Genomic DNA, 17,121 nt, shown 5'->3' on the forward strand with positions numbered 1-17,121 from the left:
GCAAGCCCTGTTGATCGATCCGCAAACGTATGCGCGAGGGCCACCGGAATCGTATCGCGGGCGGGACGATCGGGCCTGTTCTATGATGCTCAGGCCGGGGTCACGGGCATCCGCGACCCGCGCCAGAGCCATGCCCCGCCATAGCAGAGTGCGAGCAGCGCCATCACGGCCAGCGGCATGGCGGCTTCGGCCAGAGACGCGCCCATCTGGTTGAAACGGATGAACAGGTGCATCGCCGCCGTTGCCGGGGAAAGCCAGGCGAGCGTGGCCAGCCAGCTCGGCATGGCCGAGAGCGGCCAGGCAAATCCAGCGAGGAAGACCAGCGGCACCGACGTCGGCATGAGCAGCTTGAGCGCGTCATCGCCGTTACGGAACACGCTCCCCAGCAGCAGGCCGAGCGCGGCCACGGCAGCGGCGAACAGCGGCAGCGCGAGGAGCAGGCCGACGGTGTTTCCGCCCCGCGGCACGTCCTGCAGCCAATAGGCGAATCCGAACACGAAGGCGCCGGCCAGCAGGCCCACCAGGACGAGGGCAGCCCAGGTTCCCAGCGTCCCCGCCGGGCCGCCCCACCGATGCCCCCGCCGCCGGCGCTCGGCGGCGAGGCGCGCGGCGGTGAACATCAGCGTCTGTTGCAGGATGACGTTGGCGACGGCGGGGAACACATAGTCGCGGTAGCCGCCGGTGGTGTTGAACAGCGCCTGCACCTTGATCGGCACGGCTGTTTCCCTGAGGCCGCGCGACAGGCCAAGATCGCGCGCGACGCCGGCGGCGACCTCGGCCAGGGCCTTGGCGATCGTCTCGGCGCGCACGAAATAGCTGGCGTTGACCACCAGCGCGATCCCGGCGCCGGGGCGCTGGGTCTGCAGCGCGGATGACAGCCCGCGCGAGAGGACCAGCATGCCCACGGCGCGGCGCTCCTCGACCACAACGCGGGCTGCCGCTATGCTCGGCACATGGGCCACGACCCTGACCGCTTCGGTCTGGTCGAGCCGCCGCACGACCGCGCGCGACAGGGCGCTGTCGTCGGCATCGACCACCACGAGGGGGACGGCCACGGCGGCTTGGCGCGAATAGGGGGCGGGGTAATAGAACGCGTAGAACAGCACCGATACGATCGCGAGCGAGAGCAGTTCGCGGGTGGTGAGGATCTCCCAGAGGGTCGCCTCGGCGGCGCGCAGGAACGCCCTCATCGCGAACGCGCCACGAGCCAGAGCCCCAGCGCGCCGGGCAGCAGAGGATAGAGCAGCAGCGCACCGGCCTCGACCAGCAGGGGACGCGGGGCGGCCCCCATCACCGCGTCCATCTGCAGGCGCAGCCCATGCGTCAGCGGCAGCGCGGCGTTCCAGATGCGCGCGAACAGCGGGGCCCCCTCGATCGGCAGCGAAGCCCCTGAATAGGCGAGGGCGGATCCCGCGACGATCACCGCGCCCGACAATGCCGTCGCCGGCTCGCGCACCAGCGCCAGCAGGAACAGGGCGATGGACACTGTGGCGGCAAACAGCAGGGCATAGCCCCCGACCAGGGCCAGGAGGCTGCCCTCGACGCGATAGCCGCGCGCCAGTGTCAGCCACAGGATCCACGCCGTCGCGAGGATCGTGCCGGCCACGACGTGGGGTATCAGGCGCCCGACGATCTGCCGTGCCGCACCGGGGGTCTCGCGCACGAACGATGCGAACGAGCCGTCGCGCAGCAGCGGGGCGAGTGCGCCGATCGCGGTGACGGCGATGGCGAGGTGCAGGATGCCGGGGCCGAGCAGAAGCCCGAGATACCACTCGAGGCTGGCACCCGGATTGCCGAGCAGCGCGACGTGGACTCCGGGCAGGCGCGACGGGTCGAGGCCGAGGCGCTCGACCGGGCGCTGCGCCAGCGCGCCTGCGACGGCCAGTTCGGCGGCGGTCTGCGCCAAAGCGCCGGTGGCGAGGAATTGGGCAGAATAGAACACCTCGACCGGCGGCATCCCGGGGCGGCGGTCTCCCACGCCGCGGGGCACCACGACGATGGCGATGGCCTCCTCGCGCCGCAGCGCGGAGAGGGCCGGGGCGATCTGCCCGGTCACGCCGACGAGGCGGAGCTGCTCGCTTGCGCCCAGCTCGCGCGTGATGGCGCGGGCGAGCGGTCCGTGATCGCGATCGACCACGATCACACCCAGGCCCTTGGGCGAGCCGCCGAACAGCATCGCTGCCATCAGCGCCAGCATGATCACCGGGACGATCGTGAGCAGCGCGAGGTCGAGCCGGTTGCGCCCGAGCCGCGCGATCTCGGCGTCGAGCCCCGCCAGCACGCTCATGCAGCCCAGCTCACGTCGGCCATCCGTTCATTGTGGCCGGCCGTTCATTGCGGCCAGGCAAACAGGACGGTCATGCCCGGGCGAAGGCCAGCGACTTTTTCCGCGGGGCGCAGCCGAACCTCGATCGCGCGGACGTCGTAGCCGCTGGTGGCGCGCGTGGCGCGCGAGGTGGCGAATTCGGCCTGTGGGGCGATCCGTGCGACGCGGAAGCGCACGGTCCGGCCGAGCGCCGGCACCTCGCCATTGAGGATGCGCCCGGCGGCCATGCCGCGATAGACGGTCTCGGGCAGGTTCACGCTGACCCAGGGATGGTCGATGTCGATGACCTGCAGCGCGGGCAGCACCGGGCTGACCAGTTCGCCGGGCTGGACCAGCCGGCGCACGACCTCGCCGCCGATCGGCGAGACCAGCTGGGTTTCGGCTCCCAGCGCTCCGGCCGTGGCGGCACCCGCAGCGGCGATGCGCACCTGTGCGGCGGCAAGGGCGCGTGTGGCGGGGCGCGGGCCGGCCAGCAGCTTGTCGTATTGCGAACGTGCGGCGGCGGCGGCCTGCGCGCTGCTGTCGCGCGCGGCGTGGGCCTCGTCGCGGCGCTGCGCGGCGATCACCCCTTCGGCAAAGAGCCGGTCGGCGCGCGCGCTCGAGGTGCGGGCGAGGTCGGCGGCGGCCTGTGCGGCGAGCCATGTTGCGCGAACCGAGGCGATGTCCTCGGCGCGGGCGCCTTCGTCGGCCAGCGCCTGTGCCGCACGGGCGCCATCCAGCGCCGCCTCGGCCTGGCGGCGGCCATTGGCGATCTCGGGGCTCGACAGGCGTGCGAGAACCTGCCCTGCGGTGACGCGGTCGCCTTCCTCCACGGTGATCGCCTCGACGCGGGCCAGCGCCTTGGTCGCGACATTGATGGTGTCGGCATCGACCTCGCCCTGCAGCGGCGGGTCCGAGGGCCGCGCCGCCAGCCACAGGCCGATGCTGAGCAGGACGATGACCACCACCAGCCCGCCGAGCAGGAACAGCCGGTTACGGCGTCGGGTGCGCGGGGCGACCGGACCAACGTCAAACTGGGCGGGGTGGTCGGTCATGGCGTCGTGTTCCCGGCGGATGCGGTTTCGGGCAGCAGGCGGATGTCGGCCCCGGCAATGGCCTCGTCGAAGCGGTCGAGGCGCCCGGCGGCGGCGAGCAGCCCGGCCAGCGCGAGGTCGTATTCGTAGGCCGTGGCGATGCGCTGGGTGCGCGCCGTCGCCAGCGCGGCTTCGGCGCCGAGGACCGCGGTCAGGTTGCTCTCGCCCTCGCGGAAGGCGACGCGGCGCACGCGCAGGTTCTCGCGCGCGGCGGCAAGGTTGGTCTCGAGCAGCAGGAACGAGCGACGCGCGCCCTCGGCAAGCGTCCAGGCCCGATGCACGGTCGTCTCGCCGATCCGCCGCGCCTCGCGCGCCCCGTCGCGGGCGGCGGCCTCCTGCGCACGCGCCGAGGCCAGCAGGTGGCCGCGATCGACGTTCGAGAGCAGCGTGATGCGTGCGCCGACGCCGACGATCCAGTCCGGCTCGGTCGGCAGCGCCTGATCGCGGTTGAGGTTGTATTCCCCGAAGGCAAAGGCCTGCGGACGATAGCGCGAGCGCGCCAGGTCGACGCCGGCTCCGGCCAGGCGGGTCGCGGCATCGGCCTCGCGCGTGCGTGGCAGGCGATCGGCATCGACATAGGCCTCGACCGGATCGAGCGGCCGGCTGCGCACGAACAGCGGCGTGACCGGTTGCACCGCATCGGCGTCGAGCGCGAGGGCCAGTTCGTCGCGCGCGGCGCTCTCCTCGAGCAGGGCGCGCTGATAGGCGCGTTCGGCGGTGTCGCGCGCCACGGCCGCCTCGAGCGTGGTTGAATGCGGGGTCACGCCGGCGCGCTCGGACTTGGCGGCATCGTCGGCGAGGCTGCCCAACGCCTCGCGCGTCTCGCGCGCCGAATCCACCAGGGCGGCGGCGGCGAGCTGGCCGAAGTAGAGCCGGACGAGGTTGATCCGCGCGGTGTCGCGCGCGCTGGCGACCCGCGCCTGCGCCAGGTCGACCCCCGCCGCCGCGGCGCGCTGGACCGCGGGGAAGGCGCCGCCGGAATAGATCGGCAGCACGCCCTGCACGGTCGGATGGAAAAGCTCGTCGCGATAGCGATACGACAGGGTGTCGGGGATCGCGGCAAAGAGCCCGGGCAGCGCCTGCGAGATGCGCCCGACGATGCCGCTGGCGATGTCTTGGAATGCGGGCGGCAATTGCCCGGGCAGTGCGGTGAGAAACCCGTCGACGTCGGAACGCGCCTGCTGTTTCGGGCCGCTCAGGTCGACGCTCAGGGTCTTCTGGTAGGCGATGTATTGGGCCGAGGCGCTGATGATCGGGCGATGCAGCGTCGCCACGGCCGCCTGCGCCTCGCGCGCGGCGTCGACGCCATGTTCGAGCCCGGAGATGGCCGGCGAGGTCCGGTCGAGGCGGGCCTGGGCATCGGCGAAGGTCAATTGCACAGGCGCCGATGCCAAGGGGGGCGATGCCATCGGCGTTGAATCGGCCTGTTGCGCCCACGCCGCGCTGGGCATGGCAGATGCAGCAAGCACGACCGGCCAGACCGCCTTCTTCACGTCAACAGGCCCCCCTGTGGTGGGAACCGGATCGGTTCCACCGGCCTCGCTACGCACGAACCCGCATCGGGTTCCCGACGTCGTGAATCGGCACTTAGGTGGTGGCGGATGTCAGGGCTGCGGCTGGCAGTTGTAGCGCATGCGTTCGTTGGGCTCGGCAGGCAGAAGTGCGCGGATCGCTTGCTGGGCTTCGCCGAATCGGCGGGCTTCGGCCTCGCCGGCGCCGCAGGCCGGGGCGACGATCGATTGCCGCGCGGCCCGGGCCTTGTTCATCGCGTCGAGGCCCATGAGGTAGCGCTCGACGGTATAGGCGCGCGTGGCGGGATCGAAATGCGTGACCGCGATCGTGTCCTCGGTGCCGGGCACCAGCACGCGCGACCAACCGTCGGAGGCAAGGCCGTACTGGCTGCGTTGGTTGACGCAGCCATCGGCGCTCCATTGCAGCGGAACATCGGTGATGTCCGACACGGTGACGCGGCTGCGTTGCGGGTCGAACACGCAGATGAACTTGCCGCTTCCCGCCTGGGCCGTCGCAGTGCCCGGCTTGACCCCCGGGGCGGGCGCTGCCGCGACCATCGCCTCGGCGCGGCTGTCGATCGTCTGGAGCCCGGGGCGCAGCGCCCAGGCAGCAACCGACCCCAGCAGCAAGACCAGCGCGGCGCCACCGGCGATGCGGGTCGTGCGGGTCTGCCCGCGCTGGGCATAGATGAACGCCGCGCCGCCCGCGCCGAGCGTGGCGACGAGGAGCAGCACTGCGATGGCCATGCCGTTGTCGCGCTCGGTCAGGATGTCGATCTCGGCCTGGCGCCGCGCCAGTTCGAGTGCCCGCAGCCGCGCGTTCTGCTTCGCCTCGATCTCGGCGCTCTGGCGGGCTTGTTCGCTCGCCGCGCGCTCGGTCTCGGCACGGTCGAGGTCGGCGATCGAGGTGCAGGGGAGGTCGCTGGCATGGGCGGGTACGCCCGCCTGCTGTAGGAAGCGCGACAGCTCGCGCATCGAGATGGCGAAGTAGAAGGCCGAATCGGTGCCGTTGTCGCTGACCGTGCCGAACGAATTGACCCCGACGACGCGGCCGCAGGCGTCGAGCAGCGGCCCGCCCGAATTGCCCGAGCCGATGGGCGCTGTGTGCAGGATCGTGTCGAATTCCCTGGAACTGCGCCCTGCCGAGACGTAGCCGCGCGTCTTGACCGCGGCCTGCGGGCTGACCAGGTCCGACAGCGACAGGCCCTGCGCCAGATCGACATTGCCGGGATAGCCGACGGCGCTGACGTCGGCGCCATCGCTGACCTGGCCGGCATAGAGCGCCAGCGGCGGCAGGCGTCCGCCGCCCTGGATCTTGAGCAGGGCAAGGTCGTTACGCGGGGAATAGGCGACGACGCGCGCCTCGAAGCCCCCGCGGCCCTCGGGCGGGACGACGCCGGCGATCAGCGTGTCGTCCTGGCGCAGCGCCTCGACGACATGGGCATTGGTGACGACATATTCGGGCGTGACGGCAAAGCCGCTGCCATGGCCGATCATGGTCGAGCTGCGGCCATTGGTCTGGACGATCACCACGCGCACCACGCCGCGGCTGGCGGCGGCGATGTCCGCCGGGTCGGCACACGCAGGCGTGGCCCCGGCCAGAATGCACAAGGAAGCGAGGATCAGGGCAACGAAGCGGCGGGGCGTCGACATGGGCATGGTCATTGCCGGGTTTTGGTTTGATCGCAAGGCGCGGGATGCACCGTCGCCAAGGCAGTGGCATGACGGGGCCAGACCCGTGTAGGATATGCCCCATGGCCCAGGCTTCGCTTTTCGATCCCGTCTCCACCCTCGATCCGGACACCTGCTGGCAGGCGGTGCAGGCGCGCGACCGGGCGTGGGACGGGCACTTCGTCACCGGGGTACTCACCACCGGGATCTATTGCCGCCCCTCGTGCGCGGCGCGGCACCCGGCGCGGGCCAACGTGCGGTTCTTCGGCGACGGGCAAGCGGCGCGTAACGCCGGCTTGCGCGCTTGCCTGCGCTGCCGCCCCGACGATCTGGCGCGCGATGCCGCCGCCGTTGCCGGCGCGATCGCGGCCATCGACGCAGCAGAGGTCGCCCCGGCGCTCTCGGCCCTGGCGGCGGCGGCCGGATACAGCCCCGCACATTTCCAGCGCCTGTTCACGCGCCATACCGGCCTGTCGCCTGCGGCCTATGCCCGCGCGCGGCGGCGCGAGCGGATGGCGGGCGAGCTGACCGGCGCGCCGAGCGTGACGGCGGCGATCCACGATGCGGGATACGGCGCCGCCTCGCGGTTCTATGCCGAAGCCGACCGGCTGGGCATGGCGCCTTCGGCCTGGCGCAGCGGCGGGGCAGGGGTGACGATCCGCTGGGCGGTGGTTGCGACCACGCTCGGGCCGATGCTCGTCGCGGCCACCGACAAGGGCGTCTGCCGCCTCTCGTTCGACGAAGGGTGCGAGGCGCTTGCCCAACGCTTCCCCCGCGCGACGCTGGTGGAGGGCGGTGCGGACTTTGCTGCGCTGCTCGATCAGGTGATCGCGGCGGTCGAGACGCCAGGGCCAATGGATCACATCCCGCTCGATGTGCAGGGCACGGCGTTCCAGGAGGCAGTCTGGCGCGAATTGCAGCGGATCCCGCGCGGTGAGACGCGGTCTTACGCGCAGATCGCGGCGGCGGTCGGGCGGCCGGGCGCGGTGCGCGCAGCGGGCAGCGCCAATGGGGCGAACAATGTCGCGGTGCTGATCCCGTGCCACCGCGTGGTGCGCAGTGACGGCACGCTGGGCGGCTATGCCTATGGCCTCACGATCAAACAGGCGCTGCTCGACCGCGAGCGCGGCTGACTGGCGCCTTCAGGCGCCGTGTTCGATGATCGTCTCCATCGCCACGTACGTGGAGGTGCTGGCGACGTTGGGCAGGCTGGAGATATGCTCGCCCAGCACGCGGCGGTAGGCGAGGATGTCGGCGGTGCGGATCTTGAGCAGGTAGTCGAAGTTGCTCGCGATCATGTGGCACTCCTCGACTTCCTCGACCTGCAGCACCGCGCGGCGGAACGCCTCGAGCGCTTTTTCGCGAGTGTCCGACAGCTTGACCTGGGTGAAGGCGATATGCGCCAGGCCCAGCTTCTGCGGGTCGATCACCGCGCGAAACCCGCGGATCACGCCATCGGCCATCAGCCGCTTGAGCCGCGCCTGGCACGGCGTCTTGCTGAGACCGACGCGCCGCGCCAGCTCGCTGATTGAGAGCCGTCCGTCGACGCGCAGTTCCTCGACGATGCGCGCGTCGATCCGGTCGAGCGGCTCGATCGGGGCGTCGGAAGCGGACGTCACGGGGCGATCCTCACAGGCGGCTGGCGATCAGGGCCGGGTCGAGCCGCGCACGACCATACGCACCGGCACGCGCCGGGCCGTGGTGGTCTCGCCCGCGATGACGCCAAGCAGCCGATCGACCAGCAGCGAGCCGGCGACCTCGAAGTCGGACTCCACGGTGGTGAGCGGCGGCGTCGACCAGGCCCCCGCACGCACGCCGTCGAAGCCGACCACGCCGACCTGGTCGGGCACCGCGATGCCGCGCACAGCCAGTTCCTTGAGCGCACCCAGCGCGATCTCGTCGCTGACGCCGAACAGGCCATCGAACGGCTGGCCGCTGTCGATTAGGGCCGCGGTCGCGCGGCGGCCCTGTTCCTCGCGCGGCAGGCCACGTTCGATCCGCTGCAGGACCGGCTCGAGGCCGGCGCTTTCCATCGCCGCGGCATAGCCGTCATAGCGTTCCTTGAACTGGCGCTGCGGCGAGGTCTCCGAACCCAGGCAGACGATGCGGCGATAGCCGCGCACCAGCATGTGCCGGGTGGCGAGCGCCGCGCCGGCATGGTTGTCGCTGCGCACCCAGGGGAAGTCGTCGTGCGTCGCGCCCCAGCAGACCCAGTGGGTGCCCTCGGGCAGCTTGCCGAAATAGTCCCACGCCTCGGTGTTCTCGCTCGTGCCGATGACGATCATGCCGTCGGCCTTGCGGCGCTCCTGGTAATGGCCCCAGAAATTGGCCTGGCTGTCCTGGAACGACACCAACACCTCGTAGCCGCGCGCCGAAGCCGCCGCGCATGTGCTGCCGAGCATGGCATAATAGAACGGATTGAGATCCTTGCGGTCCTGCCCGGGGCGGCACACCATGACCACGGCCAGCGTCCCGGTCTTGCCGCGGCGCAGGCGGGCGGCGTTCTCGTCGACCTGGTAGTTCAGCCGCCGTGCCGCCTCGGTCACCCGCTCGCGCGTCGGCGCGCTGATCGAGGGATCGCCGGCCAGCGCGCGGCTGACGGTGGACTGGCTGACGCCCGCCGCCTCGGCCACGTCGAACGAGGTCACGCGCGCCAGCCGCCGCGGCGATGTGCCGCGCGACGCAGCCGCACGGGCGGGGGCGGGGCTGTCCGACGCGCTCATCGAAAACCATCCTTGGCGGCGCGCAGGGCGGCAAAGGTCGCCACCGCGTCGCCGCAGCCCCAGCGCGCCTGCAGCGCCGGGTCGTCGGCGCGCAGGAACGGGTTGCACGCCAGTTCGCGGTCGAGCGGCATGGGCACGGTCGGCAGGCCGATCGAGCGGCGTTCGGTCACTTCGGCGGCATAGGCGGCGAGCGCAGCATTGTCCGGGTCGGCGTGAACGGCGAAGCGCGCGTTGCTCTGGGTATATTCGTGCGCGCAATGGATGCGCGTCTCGGGCGGCAGGGCCTTGAGCCGGGCAAGGCTGGCCCAGAACTGTTCGGGCGTGCCCTCGAACATGCGCCCGCAGCCCAGCGCGAACAGCGCATCGCCGACGAAGGCAATCCCGGCCTCGGGCAGGTGATAGGCCACATGCCCCAGCGTATGCCCGCCGACGGCGATGACCTCTGCAGTCAGCGCGCCGATCGTGACGGTGTCGCCGCCATCGACAGTGCGGTCGATGCCCTCGATCCTGGCGCTATCGCCGGCCGGCGCGGTGATCGTACAGCCGGTGGCCGCCTTGACCGCCAGGTTGCCGCCGGCATGGTCGGGATGCCAGTGCGTGTTCCAGACCTGCGTGATCGTCCAGCCGCGCGCACGGGCTGCTGCCAGGCAGGCCTCGGCATCGGGCGTGTCGATGCACACCGTCTCGCCGCTCGCACGATCGTGCACGAGGTACCCGTAATTGTCGGACAGGCACGCAAACTGGTGCACTTCGATCATGGCCCAAGCTCCTCCGCCTCTCTCATAGCGCAAATGCTGCAAAGCAAAAGAGGCGCATCAGGAGCGGTGCGTTTCCCGGTCCGCCAGCGCGGCCACGTGGGCAAAGGCCTCCCTGGCCCCCGAGATGGCTTCGGCTTCCCCATCCTCGTCCAGTTCGGCTGCATCGAGCGCGCCGACGAACTGCTGCCAGTGGCGCGCCGGCCCGGCGCCGGCGGGGGCGAGATGGCGTGCGCCGAAGTGATCGCCGAGGCCGAAGCCTGCGACGAGCTTGCGCAGGACCGCCGCGCCGAGGGTAGAGCCTTCGGCCACGTAGAGCCAGCCCAGCGCGGCCGCCGGCGTCGGCATGTGACCCGGCCCGAACAGCGGTGTGACCTGCGTCGCGGCATCAAGGCCAAGGTCGGCCATGTCGGCCGCGATCGCGGGCAGGCGGCGGCGCGTGGACAGGCCGGGTATGAGGCGCGCCAGCGCCGGGTCCTGATAGAGCGCGTCGATATCGTGGTGGAAGGCGTGCTGCATGGCGAGGAACGGGCGATAGCCGGCCTCGCTGGCGAAGCTGCCGCGGTCCATCAATGCCTGGTCGAGCTCGGCATGGGCCTCGCGCGTTGCCTCGCGCAGCCGCAGGGCGCGCGATGGTTCGGTTACGGCGGGAGAGAGCGGCAGGACCATGGCCGCGCGCATAGGCAGCCCTGTCGGTGCGGGCAAGCAAAAGGCCGCCCGGCATGCGCCGGACGGCCTTTCGATGGTTTGCGAACCGGTGGCCGGTGCGGTCTGAGCGCGATGCTCCGGCGCGCCGGCCAGCAGGATCAGCCGCGAGCCTTGAGGGCTTCGCCGAGGATGTCGCCGAGCGAAGCGCCCGAGTCCGACGAACCGTACTGTTCCACCGCTTCCTTCTCTTCGGCCAGCTGGCGGGCCTTGATCGAGAAGTTGGGCTTCTTCGAACGGTCGAAGCCGGTGACCATGGCGTCGATCTTCTGACCGACCTGGAAGCGGTCCGGACGCTGTTCGTCGCGGTCGCGGCCGAGGTCCGAACGCTTGATGAAGCCGGTCGCGCCGTCTTCGCCGGCCTGCACTTCGAGGCCGCCATCGCGGACTTCGAGGACAGTGACGGTGACGACTTCGCCGCGACGCAGCGAGCCCGAGGTGGCGGCGCCGCCGGCAGCCGGAGCACCCTTTTCGAGCTGCTTCATGCCGAGGCTGATGCGCTCCTTGTCGACGTCGACGTCGAGCACGACGGCCTGGACCTGCTCACCCTTGCGGTGCAGCGCCAGCGCGTCTTCGCCCGAGATGCCCCACGCGATGTCGGACATGTGAACCATGCCGTCCACGTCGCCATCGAGGCCGATGAACAGGCCGAATTCGGTGGCGTTCTTGACTTCGCCCTCGACGACCGAGCCAACCGGGTGCTTCTCGGCGAAGCCTTCCCAGGGGTTCTGCTGGGCCTGCTTGAGGCCGAGGCTGATGCGACGCTTGTCGCTGTCGACCTCGAGAACCATGACGTCGACGCCCTGGCTGGTCGAGACGATCTTGCCGGGGTGGACATTCTTCTTGGTCCACGACATTTCCGACACGTGCACGAGGCCTTCGATGCCGGCTTCGAGTTCGACGAACGCACCGTATTCGGTGATGTTCGTGACGGTGCCGTGCAGCTTCGCGCCGACCGGGTACTTGGCGGCGACGCCATCCCAGGGATCGCTCTCAAGCTGCTTCATGCCGAGGCTGATACGCTGCGTGTCCTGGTTGATGCGGATGATCTGGACGCGCACGGTGTCGCCGATGGCGATCACTTCGCTCGGGTGGTTGACGCGCTTGTAGCTCATGTCGGTGACATGGAGCAGGCCGTCGATGCCGCCGAGGTCGACGAACGCACCGTAGTCGGTGATGTTCTTGACGACGCCGTCGATGATCTGGCCTTCCTTGAGGTTCTGGATCAGGCCCGAGCGCTGTTCGGCGCGGGTTTCTTCCAGAACGGCGCGGCGCGAGACCACGATGTTGCCGCGGCGGCGATCCATCTTGAGGATCTGGAACGGCTGCGGCATGTCCATCAGCGGGGTGACGTCACGCACGGGGCGGATGTCGACTTGGCTGCCGGGCAGGAAGGCCACGGCGCCGTCGAGGTCGACGGTGAAGCCGCCCTTGACGCGGCCGAAGATCACGCCTTCGACGCGCTTGCCTTCGCCGAATTCGGATTCGAGCTTGTCCCACGCGGCTTCGCGGCGAGCGCGGTCGCGCGAGAGCATGGCTTCGCCGTCGGCGTTCTCGACGCGGTCGACGAAGACTTCGACTTCGTCGCCGACCTTGAGGCCGTGCGGCTGGCCGGGCATGGCGAATTCGCGCAGGGCCACGCGGCCTTCGCTCTTCAGGCCCACGTCGATGACGGCCTTGTCGTTTTCGATGGCGGTGACGGTGCCCTTGACCACGCGGCCTTCAAAGCCACCGGTGGCGCCGGCGCCGAGCGATTCGTCGAGCAGCGCGGCGAAATCGTCGCGCGTCGGGTTGGTCGACATGAAAAGTCTTCCTCAGGTATCGATGTTTCCGGCCAGGCGGTTGGTTCCGCCGGTCTTTTCTCCACCGCCTGCCCCATGCAGGATGGTGGGCCAAAAGGGCCGATCCTCCCGCAAGGGCCGGATGCCCGTGCGAGGCCCCCGTCGGCAGGGCCGGCAGGAACCTGGCGCGCTTAGGCTCGCGTGGCCACAAATGCAAGCGGAACCGCGTGTTTGCAAAGGTGTGCGTGCGTTTCGGGCAGGCCTGGTGGGGTGTACGTCCTTCGACGAGCTCAGGACGAACGGCGGTGGAGGTGGGGGAGCGTCCTTCGCCAGGCTCAGGACGAACGGAGGTAGGCTGGCTGGTCTTTGTCATCCCCGTTCGCCCTGAGCCTGTCGAAGGGCCAGGCCGGCACGCGCCCGGTGCCGCTTTGCGCAAGGTCAAGGCGCGCGTGGTCGAGCAGGTCTAGCGGGAAAGGGCAGGCGGCATTGCCTTGCCGCGCCCAACCGGAGACCCCGCCATGACTGCTGCCACCACGCTTGCCGATGCCACCCGTGCCGTGACCGTGCCGACGCGCAGCGGGGTCGCGCTCACCGTCCGGGCCGCCCATGCCGAGGACGAGGATGCGCTGGCCGCATTCTTCGACGCGGTGCTGCCCGAGGACCGGCGCTTCCGCTTCCTGGCCGCCGCGGGCCATCTCGATCACACGCGGCTGCTGCCGATGACGCAGGTCGACCACTGGCGCACCGAGAGCTTCCTCGCGTTCGACCAGGCGACCGGCGAACTGGTCGGCTCGGCCATGCTCGCCTGCGATGCGGCGATGGAGACCGGCGAAGTCGCTGTCTCGGTGCGCGGCGACTATCGCGGGCGCGGCGTGGGCTGGGCGCTGCTCGACCTCGTGGCGCACGAAGCGGCGCGGCGCGGGCTGGAGCGGGTGATCGCGATCGAGGACCGCTGCAACCAGGCCGCGATCGACCTCGAGAAGGATTACGGCTTCGTCGCCCACGGCGTCGAGGGCGACCCGCACCTCGTCATGCTGGAGAAAGTCCTGGCCTGAGCCGTCAGGGCAGGCGGGCCAGCACCTCGCGCGCGAAGACGGTCAGCGTATCGTCGCGTGCGCCCATGATGACGATGCGATCGCCGGGGCGGGCGAGGGCCGCGAGCCGCTCTCCCGCCTCGACGCGCAAGGCGACATGCTCGGCATGCCCGCCGTGCGCGTTGACCAGCGCGACGATCCGTTCCGACCCTTGCGTGCGATCGACCGTGCCGCCGAAATAGACCGGGTCGGTCAGGATCACGCGGTCGTCCGCGCCGAGGCGCGTGGCCAGCACTTCGGCGAGTTCGGCACCCATCTGGCGCAAGGGCCCGTAGCCGTGCGGCTGGAACAGAGCGAGCACGCGGCCGGAATGGGCTTTGAGCGTATCGAGCGTGGCGGCGACCTTTTCGGGGTTGTGGCCGAAATCGTCGATCACCGTCACCCCCGCGGGGCTGGTGCCGACGACATCGAACCGGCGCGCGAGGCCGGCATAATCGCCCAGCGCCGCGGCCGCCTCGCCAAGCGCAACGCCGGCGGCGCTCGCGGCGGCGAGGGCTGCCAGCGCGTTCGACAGGTTGTGGCGGCCGGGCACGCGCAAGTGCAGCGCTGCGGTCTCGCCATTGCGGCGGTCGATGATCGTGGCGGCGATGCCCAGCGCCTGTTCCTCGATGCTGCCGGGGACCACGCCGATCGTCGCGCTCTCGGCAAGGCCGAAGGTGAGCGCGTCGGGCGCGCGGGGCAGCAGGGCCATGCTCTCGGCATCGTCGGCATTGATCACCGCCGCTTGCGCCGCGCCCAGGAAGTTGCCGAACAGGTCGCGCAGTTCCTCGAGGCTCTTGTGATCGAGGCTGACGTTGTTGAGCACGGCGATCCGCGGCGTGTAAAGCGCGATCGAGCCATCGCTCTCGTCGACCTCGGCCACGAAGGCGCCGCCTTGCCCCACGCGGGCCGAGGCGAACGGCGCCTCGGGCGTGGCGAAGTTCTTCATCACTGCGCCGTTCATGATCGTGGGGTCGCGCCCCAGGGCGGTGAGGATCCAGCCGATCATGCCGGTGACGGTCGACTTTCCCGAGGTGCCTCCCACGGCGATGGCGAAGGCGGCGGCGTTGAACAGGCGGGCCAGCAATTGCGCGCGGGTGAAACGCGGGCAGCCCAGCGCGGTCGCACGCACGACTTCGGGCACGGTGTCCTCGACCGCGGCGGACGCGACGAGCACCTGGTCGGCCGAGACGATGCCGCTGCCGTCCTGCGGATGGAGCTCGAAGCCCAGCTGTTCGAGCCAGGCGAATTTCTCGGGCGTGCGGCCCTGGTCGCGGCTGCGATCCGACCCGGCGACGCGGGCGCCTGCGCCGTTGAGGATGAGGGCCAGGGGCAGCATCCCCGATCCGCCGATGCCGCAAAAGAACCAGGGATGGGCGTCAAGCCTGTCGATCGTGCTCATAGCGCGAGGCACTATAGAAAACGGTCCGGGTGGCAAGACCGGAGCGCTGGAGACAGCGTTCGGCCAAGCCACCCGGCGAATGTTCGGCGGATTGAAACAGCACCGGAGCGATCCGCCGGGGCGTTCGTTCGGTCCTGTCGAGGAGCATAACACCCCGCACCGCGAAACCTTTCCCGAAGTCCGCACCCTAAGGGTTCGGGTAAGGTTGCGGTAACCACGTCCATTCAAGGCATGGCGAGGGCTCTCGCCGGTGGACGAGGATCGGCGCTGCGTCTACCAAGCCGCGATGGTCCACATTGCCGTCTGTGCTCCGTCCCGCCCGCTGCCTCGTGCCGATGCCGATCGTCTCGCTGCGCTGGTGGCCGACTACCCGCAATTGTCGCTCCAGCTCCACGAACAGTGCTTTGCCGAGGATGGCCACATGGCCGGCACGGACGAGGCGCGCGTGGCGGCTTTCGTCGAATGTGCCAATGATCCGGCGGTCGACGTGGTCTGGTTCGCGCGTGGCGGATATGGCGCGGGGCGCATGGCCGAGGACGCCGTGGCGCGGCTGGGGCCGGCGGCGCGCACCAAGCAGTATTGCGGCTACTCCGACGGCGGCACGCTGCTCGCTGCGCTTTACCGCGCCGATATCGGGCAGCCGGTCCACGCCCCGATGCCGTCCGACCTGGCGCGCGAGCAGGGCGAGCGCGCGGTGCGTCGCACGCTGGAATGGCTGGCAGGAAAGCGCGAAGGTCTCGAACCCTCGCTGGCCGATGCCGGCGTTCCGGTCGTGGCCTTCAACCTGATGACGCTGGCGATGGTGCAGGGCACGCCGCTGATGCCCGACCTTGCCGGGCATGTCGTGATGGTCGAGGAAGTGGCGGAGTATGCCTATGCCGTCGACCGCCTGCTGTTTCATGTCGTGCCCGCGCTGGCGGCGATGGGCGCAGCCGGATTGCGGCTGGGGCGGGTGACGCAGGTGCCCGAAAACGACCGGCCGTTCCCCCATACGCCCGAGGCGATGGCCCGCCACTGGTGCGCGCGCGCCGGGCTGCCATACCTCGGCGCGGCGGACATCGGCCACGACGCCGACAACCGCATCGTGCCCTTCGGGCTTGCAGGATGCGCCCGCGGTCAATAGGGCGCGCGCCACATTTGAGGAGGCTTCGAGCAATGCGGGCATTCGTTTTTCCGGGACAGGGCAGCCAGAAGGTCGGCATGGGCGCAGAGCTTGCCGCCGCCAGCACTGCCGCGCGCGAGGTCTTCGAGGAAGTCGACGATGCGCTGGGGCAGAAGCTGTTCCAGATCATGACGCAGGGGCCGGACGAGGCACTGACCCTGACCGAGAATGCCCAGCCGGCGATCATGGCCCACGCCATCGCGGTGCTGCGCGTGCTCGAAAAGGAAGGCGGCATCGCGCTGGCCGACAAGGCCGATTTCGTCGCCGGGCATAGCCTGGGCGAATATACCGCGCTCTGCGCTGCCGGGGCGTTTTCGCTGGCCGATACGGCGCGGCTGCTCAAGCTGCGCGGGCAGGCGATGCAGGCGGCGGTGCCGGTGGGGCTGGGCGCCATGGCGGCGCTGCTCGGCGCCGATATCGATAAAGCGAGCGCACTGGCCGAAGCGGCGGCCGAGGGCGAGGTCTGCACCGTCGCCAACGACAACGACCCGACGCAGGTCGTGCTCTCGGGCCACAAGGGCGCGATCGAGCGCGCCGTCGCGCTGGTCAAGGATCACGGGATCAAGCGCGGCGTGCTGCTGCCGGTTTCGGCGCCGTTTCACTGCCCACTGATGCAGCCCGCCGCCGACGCCATGGCCGAAGCGCTCGCCGCCACCCCGCCGCAGGCGTTCCGCGTGCCGCTGCTCGCCAACGTCACGGCCGCCGTGGTGACCGACCCGGCCGAGGTGCAGCGCCTGCTGGTCGAACAGGTCACCGGCCGCGTACGCTGGCGCGAAAGCGCGATCGCGCTGAAGGACGCCGGCGTCGAGCACTTCGTCGAACTGGGCGGCAAGGTGCTGGCCCCGATGATCACTCGCTCGGCCGGCGCCGACGTCGCCGTGACCAGCGTAGTGACCATGGCCGACATCGAGGCCTTGGCCAAGCAGTTGTAATATTGGT

General features: G+C 70.4%; 15 protein-coding genes. 4 read left to right on the forward strand and 11 right to left on the reverse strand.

Translation table 11 applies throughout. The annotated features are described in order from the left end of the window. Positions 1 to 89 precede the first annotated feature (89 nt). The 5 genes from V7Q48_RS10455 to V7Q48_RS10475 all read right to left on the reverse strand — a co-directional run bounded on the left by V7Q48_RS10455 (position 90) and on the right by V7Q48_RS10475 (position 6,563). Positions 90 to 1,190, reverse strand: coding sequence for an ABC transporter permease (locus V7Q48_RS10455; protein ID WP_333837992.1), 1,101 nt, complete (start codon positions 1,188 to 1,190; stop codon positions 90 to 92). Beyond that, complete coding sequence (locus V7Q48_RS10460; RefSeq protein WP_333837993.1) at positions 1,187 to 2,287, reverse strand: ABC transporter permease; 1,101 nt, start codon at positions 2,285 to 2,287, stop codon at positions 1,187 to 1,189. The genes V7Q48_RS10455 and V7Q48_RS10460 overlap by 4 nt, the downstream gene beginning before the upstream one ends. 44 nt (positions 2,288 to 2,331) lie before the next feature. Next, the gene (locus tag V7Q48_RS10465) at positions 2,332 to 3,360 is read right to left on the reverse strand and encodes an HlyD family secretion protein (RefSeq protein WP_333837994.1); all 1,029 of its coding nucleotides are present in this window, start codon (positions 3,358 to 3,360) and stop codon (positions 2,332 to 2,334) included. Further along, positions 3,357 to 4,778 carry a TolC family protein gene (locus tag V7Q48_RS10470; protein ID WP_333838064.1) on the reverse strand — a complete coding sequence of 474 codons (1,422 nt, stop codon included), beginning with the start codon at positions 4,776 to 4,778 and terminating at the stop codon, positions 3,357 to 3,359. The genes V7Q48_RS10465 and V7Q48_RS10470 overlap by 4 nt, the downstream gene beginning before the upstream one ends. Positions 4,779 to 5,003: 225 nt before the next feature. Then, a complete protein-coding gene (locus tag V7Q48_RS10475; protein ID WP_333837996.1) occupies positions 5,004 to 6,563 on the reverse strand; it encodes a S1C family serine protease in 1,560 nt (519 codons plus the stop codon). A 101-nt stretch (positions 6,564 to 6,664) separates the two neighbouring features. Between V7Q48_RS10475 and V7Q48_RS10480 the strand changes: the two genes are divergently transcribed. Next, entirely contained in the window at positions 6,665 to 7,714 is a 1,050-nt protein-coding gene (locus tag V7Q48_RS10480) for a bifunctional transcriptional activator/DNA repair enzyme AdaA (RefSeq protein WP_333837997.1), read from the forward strand. A 9-nt stretch (positions 7,715 to 7,723) separates the two neighbouring features. Here V7Q48_RS10480 and V7Q48_RS10485 read toward each other — a convergent pair whose 3' ends face one another. The 5 genes from V7Q48_RS10485 to rpsA form a co-directional block, all read right to left on the reverse strand. Next, on the reverse strand, positions 7,724 to 8,200 hold the full coding sequence (locus V7Q48_RS10485; protein ID WP_333837998.1) for an Lrp/AsnC ligand binding domain-containing protein: 477 nt from the start codon (positions 8,198 to 8,200) through the stop codon (positions 7,724 to 7,726). A 27-nt stretch (positions 8,201 to 8,227) separates the two neighbouring features. Continuing rightward, positions 8,228 to 9,304 carry a LacI family DNA-binding transcriptional regulator gene (locus V7Q48_RS10490; protein WP_333837999.1) on the reverse strand — a complete coding sequence of 359 codons (1,077 nt, stop codon included), beginning with the start codon at positions 9,302 to 9,304 and terminating at the stop codon, positions 8,228 to 8,230. Further along, a complete protein-coding gene (gene gloB / locus V7Q48_RS10495) occupies positions 9,301 to 10,062 on the reverse strand; it encodes a hydroxyacylglutathione hydrolase (protein WP_333838000.1) in 762 nt (253 codons plus the stop codon). The genes V7Q48_RS10490 and gloB overlap by 4 nt, the downstream gene beginning before the upstream one ends. A gap of 57 nt (positions 10,063 to 10,119) precedes the next feature. Beyond that, on the reverse strand, positions 10,120 to 10,728 hold the full coding sequence (locus V7Q48_RS10500) for a biliverdin-producing heme oxygenase (RefSeq protein WP_333838001.1): 609 nt from the start codon (positions 10,726 to 10,728) through the stop codon (positions 10,120 to 10,122). Between the two features lie 137 nt (positions 10,729 to 10,865). Next, positions 10,866 to 12,566 (reverse strand): 30S ribosomal protein S1, encoded by a 1,701-nt coding sequence (gene rpsA, locus V7Q48_RS10505; RefSeq protein ID WP_333838002.1) that lies wholly within the window; start codon positions 12,564 to 12,566, stop codon positions 10,866 to 10,868. Between the two features lie 497 nt (positions 12,567 to 13,063). Between rpsA and V7Q48_RS10510 the strand changes: the two genes are divergently transcribed. Continuing rightward, on the forward strand, positions 13,064 to 13,600 hold the full coding sequence (locus tag V7Q48_RS10510; protein WP_333838003.1) for a GNAT family N-acetyltransferase: 537 nt from the start codon (positions 13,064 to 13,066) through the stop codon (positions 13,598 to 13,600). Between the two features lie 4 nt (positions 13,601 to 13,604). On the opposite strand, the gene V7Q48_RS10515 is transcribed toward V7Q48_RS10510, so the two are convergent. Further along, the gene (locus V7Q48_RS10515; protein ID WP_333838004.1) at positions 13,605 to 15,020 is read right to left on the reverse strand and encodes a glutamate ligase domain-containing protein; all 1,416 of its coding nucleotides are present in this window, start codon (positions 15,018 to 15,020) and stop codon (positions 13,605 to 13,607) included. A gap of 286 nt (positions 15,021 to 15,306) precedes the next feature. Here V7Q48_RS10515 and V7Q48_RS10520 point away from each other — a divergent pair, with 286 nt between their 5' ends. Both V7Q48_RS10520 and fabD read left to right on the forward strand, forming a co-directional pair. Beyond that, positions 15,307 to 16,143: an LD-carboxypeptidase gene (locus V7Q48_RS10520; protein WP_333838066.1), complete on the forward strand. Its 837-nt coding sequence runs from the start codon at positions 15,307 to 15,309 to the stop codon at positions 16,141 to 16,143. Positions 16,144 to 16,175: 32 nt separating this feature from the next. Beyond that, positions 16,176 to 17,114, forward strand: coding sequence for an ACP S-malonyltransferase (fabD, locus tag V7Q48_RS10525; protein WP_333838005.1), 939 nt, complete (start codon positions 16,176 to 16,178; stop codon positions 17,112 to 17,114). Positions 17,115 to 17,121: the final 7 nt, after the last annotated feature.

Origin of the sequence: Novosphingobium sp. (assembly GCF_036803765.1) — a bacterium.
GTDB lineage: Bacteria > Pseudomonadota > Alphaproteobacteria > Sphingomonadales > Sphingomonadaceae > Novosphingobium.

What these genes read in the sequence shown, in the direction of transcription:
- V7Q48_RS10455 (WP_333837992.1), bottom strand. Translation starts at nt 1,190, where the DNA reads ATGAGGGCGTTCCTGCGCGCCGCCGAGGCGACCCTCTGGGAGATCCTC.
- V7Q48_RS10460 (WP_333837993.1), bottom strand. Translation starts at nt 2,287, where the DNA reads ATGAGCGTGCTGGCGGGGCTCGACGCCGAGATCGCGCGGCTCGGGCGC.
- V7Q48_RS10465 (WP_333837994.1), bottom strand. Translation starts at nt 3,360, where the DNA reads ATGACCGACCACCCCGCCCAGTTTGACGTTGGTCCGGTCGCCCCGCGC.
- V7Q48_RS10475 (WP_333837996.1), bottom strand. Translation starts at nt 6,563, where the DNA reads ATGTCGACGCCCCGCCGCTTCGTTGCCCTGATCCTCGCTTCCTTGTGC.
- V7Q48_RS10480 (WP_333837997.1), top strand. Translation starts at nt 6,665, where the DNA reads ATGGCCCAGGCTTCGCTTTTCGATCCCGTCTCCACCCTCGATCCGGAC.
- V7Q48_RS10490 (WP_333837999.1), bottom strand. Translation starts at nt 9,304, where the DNA reads ATGAGCGCGTCGGACAGCCCCGCCCCCGCCCGTGCGGCTGCGTCGCGC.
- gloB (WP_333838000.1), bottom strand. Translation starts at nt 10,062, where the DNA reads ATGATCGAAGTGCACCAGTTTGCGTGCCTGTCCGACAATTACGGGTAC.
- V7Q48_RS10500 (WP_333838001.1), bottom strand. Translation starts at nt 10,728, where the DNA reads ATGGTCCTGCCGCTCTCTCCCGCCGTAACCGAACCATCGCGCGCCCTG.
- rpsA (WP_333838002.1), bottom strand. Translation starts at nt 12,566, where the DNA reads ATGTCGACCAACCCGACGCGCGACGATTTCGCCGCGCTGCTCGACGAA.
- V7Q48_RS10510 (WP_333838003.1), top strand. Translation starts at nt 13,064, where the DNA reads ATGACTGCTGCCACCACGCTTGCCGATGCCACCCGTGCCGTGACCGTG.
- V7Q48_RS10515 (WP_333838004.1), bottom strand. Translation starts at nt 15,020, where the DNA reads ATGAGCACGATCGACAGGCTTGACGCCCATCCCTGGTTCTTTTGCGGC.
- V7Q48_RS10520 (WP_333838066.1), top strand. Translation starts at nt 15,307, where the DNA reads ATGGTCCACATTGCCGTCTGTGCTCCGTCCCGCCCGCTGCCTCGTGCC.
- fabD (WP_333838005.1), top strand. Translation starts at nt 16,176, where the DNA reads ATGCGGGCATTCGTTTTTCCGGGACAGGGCAGCCAGAAGGTCGGCATG.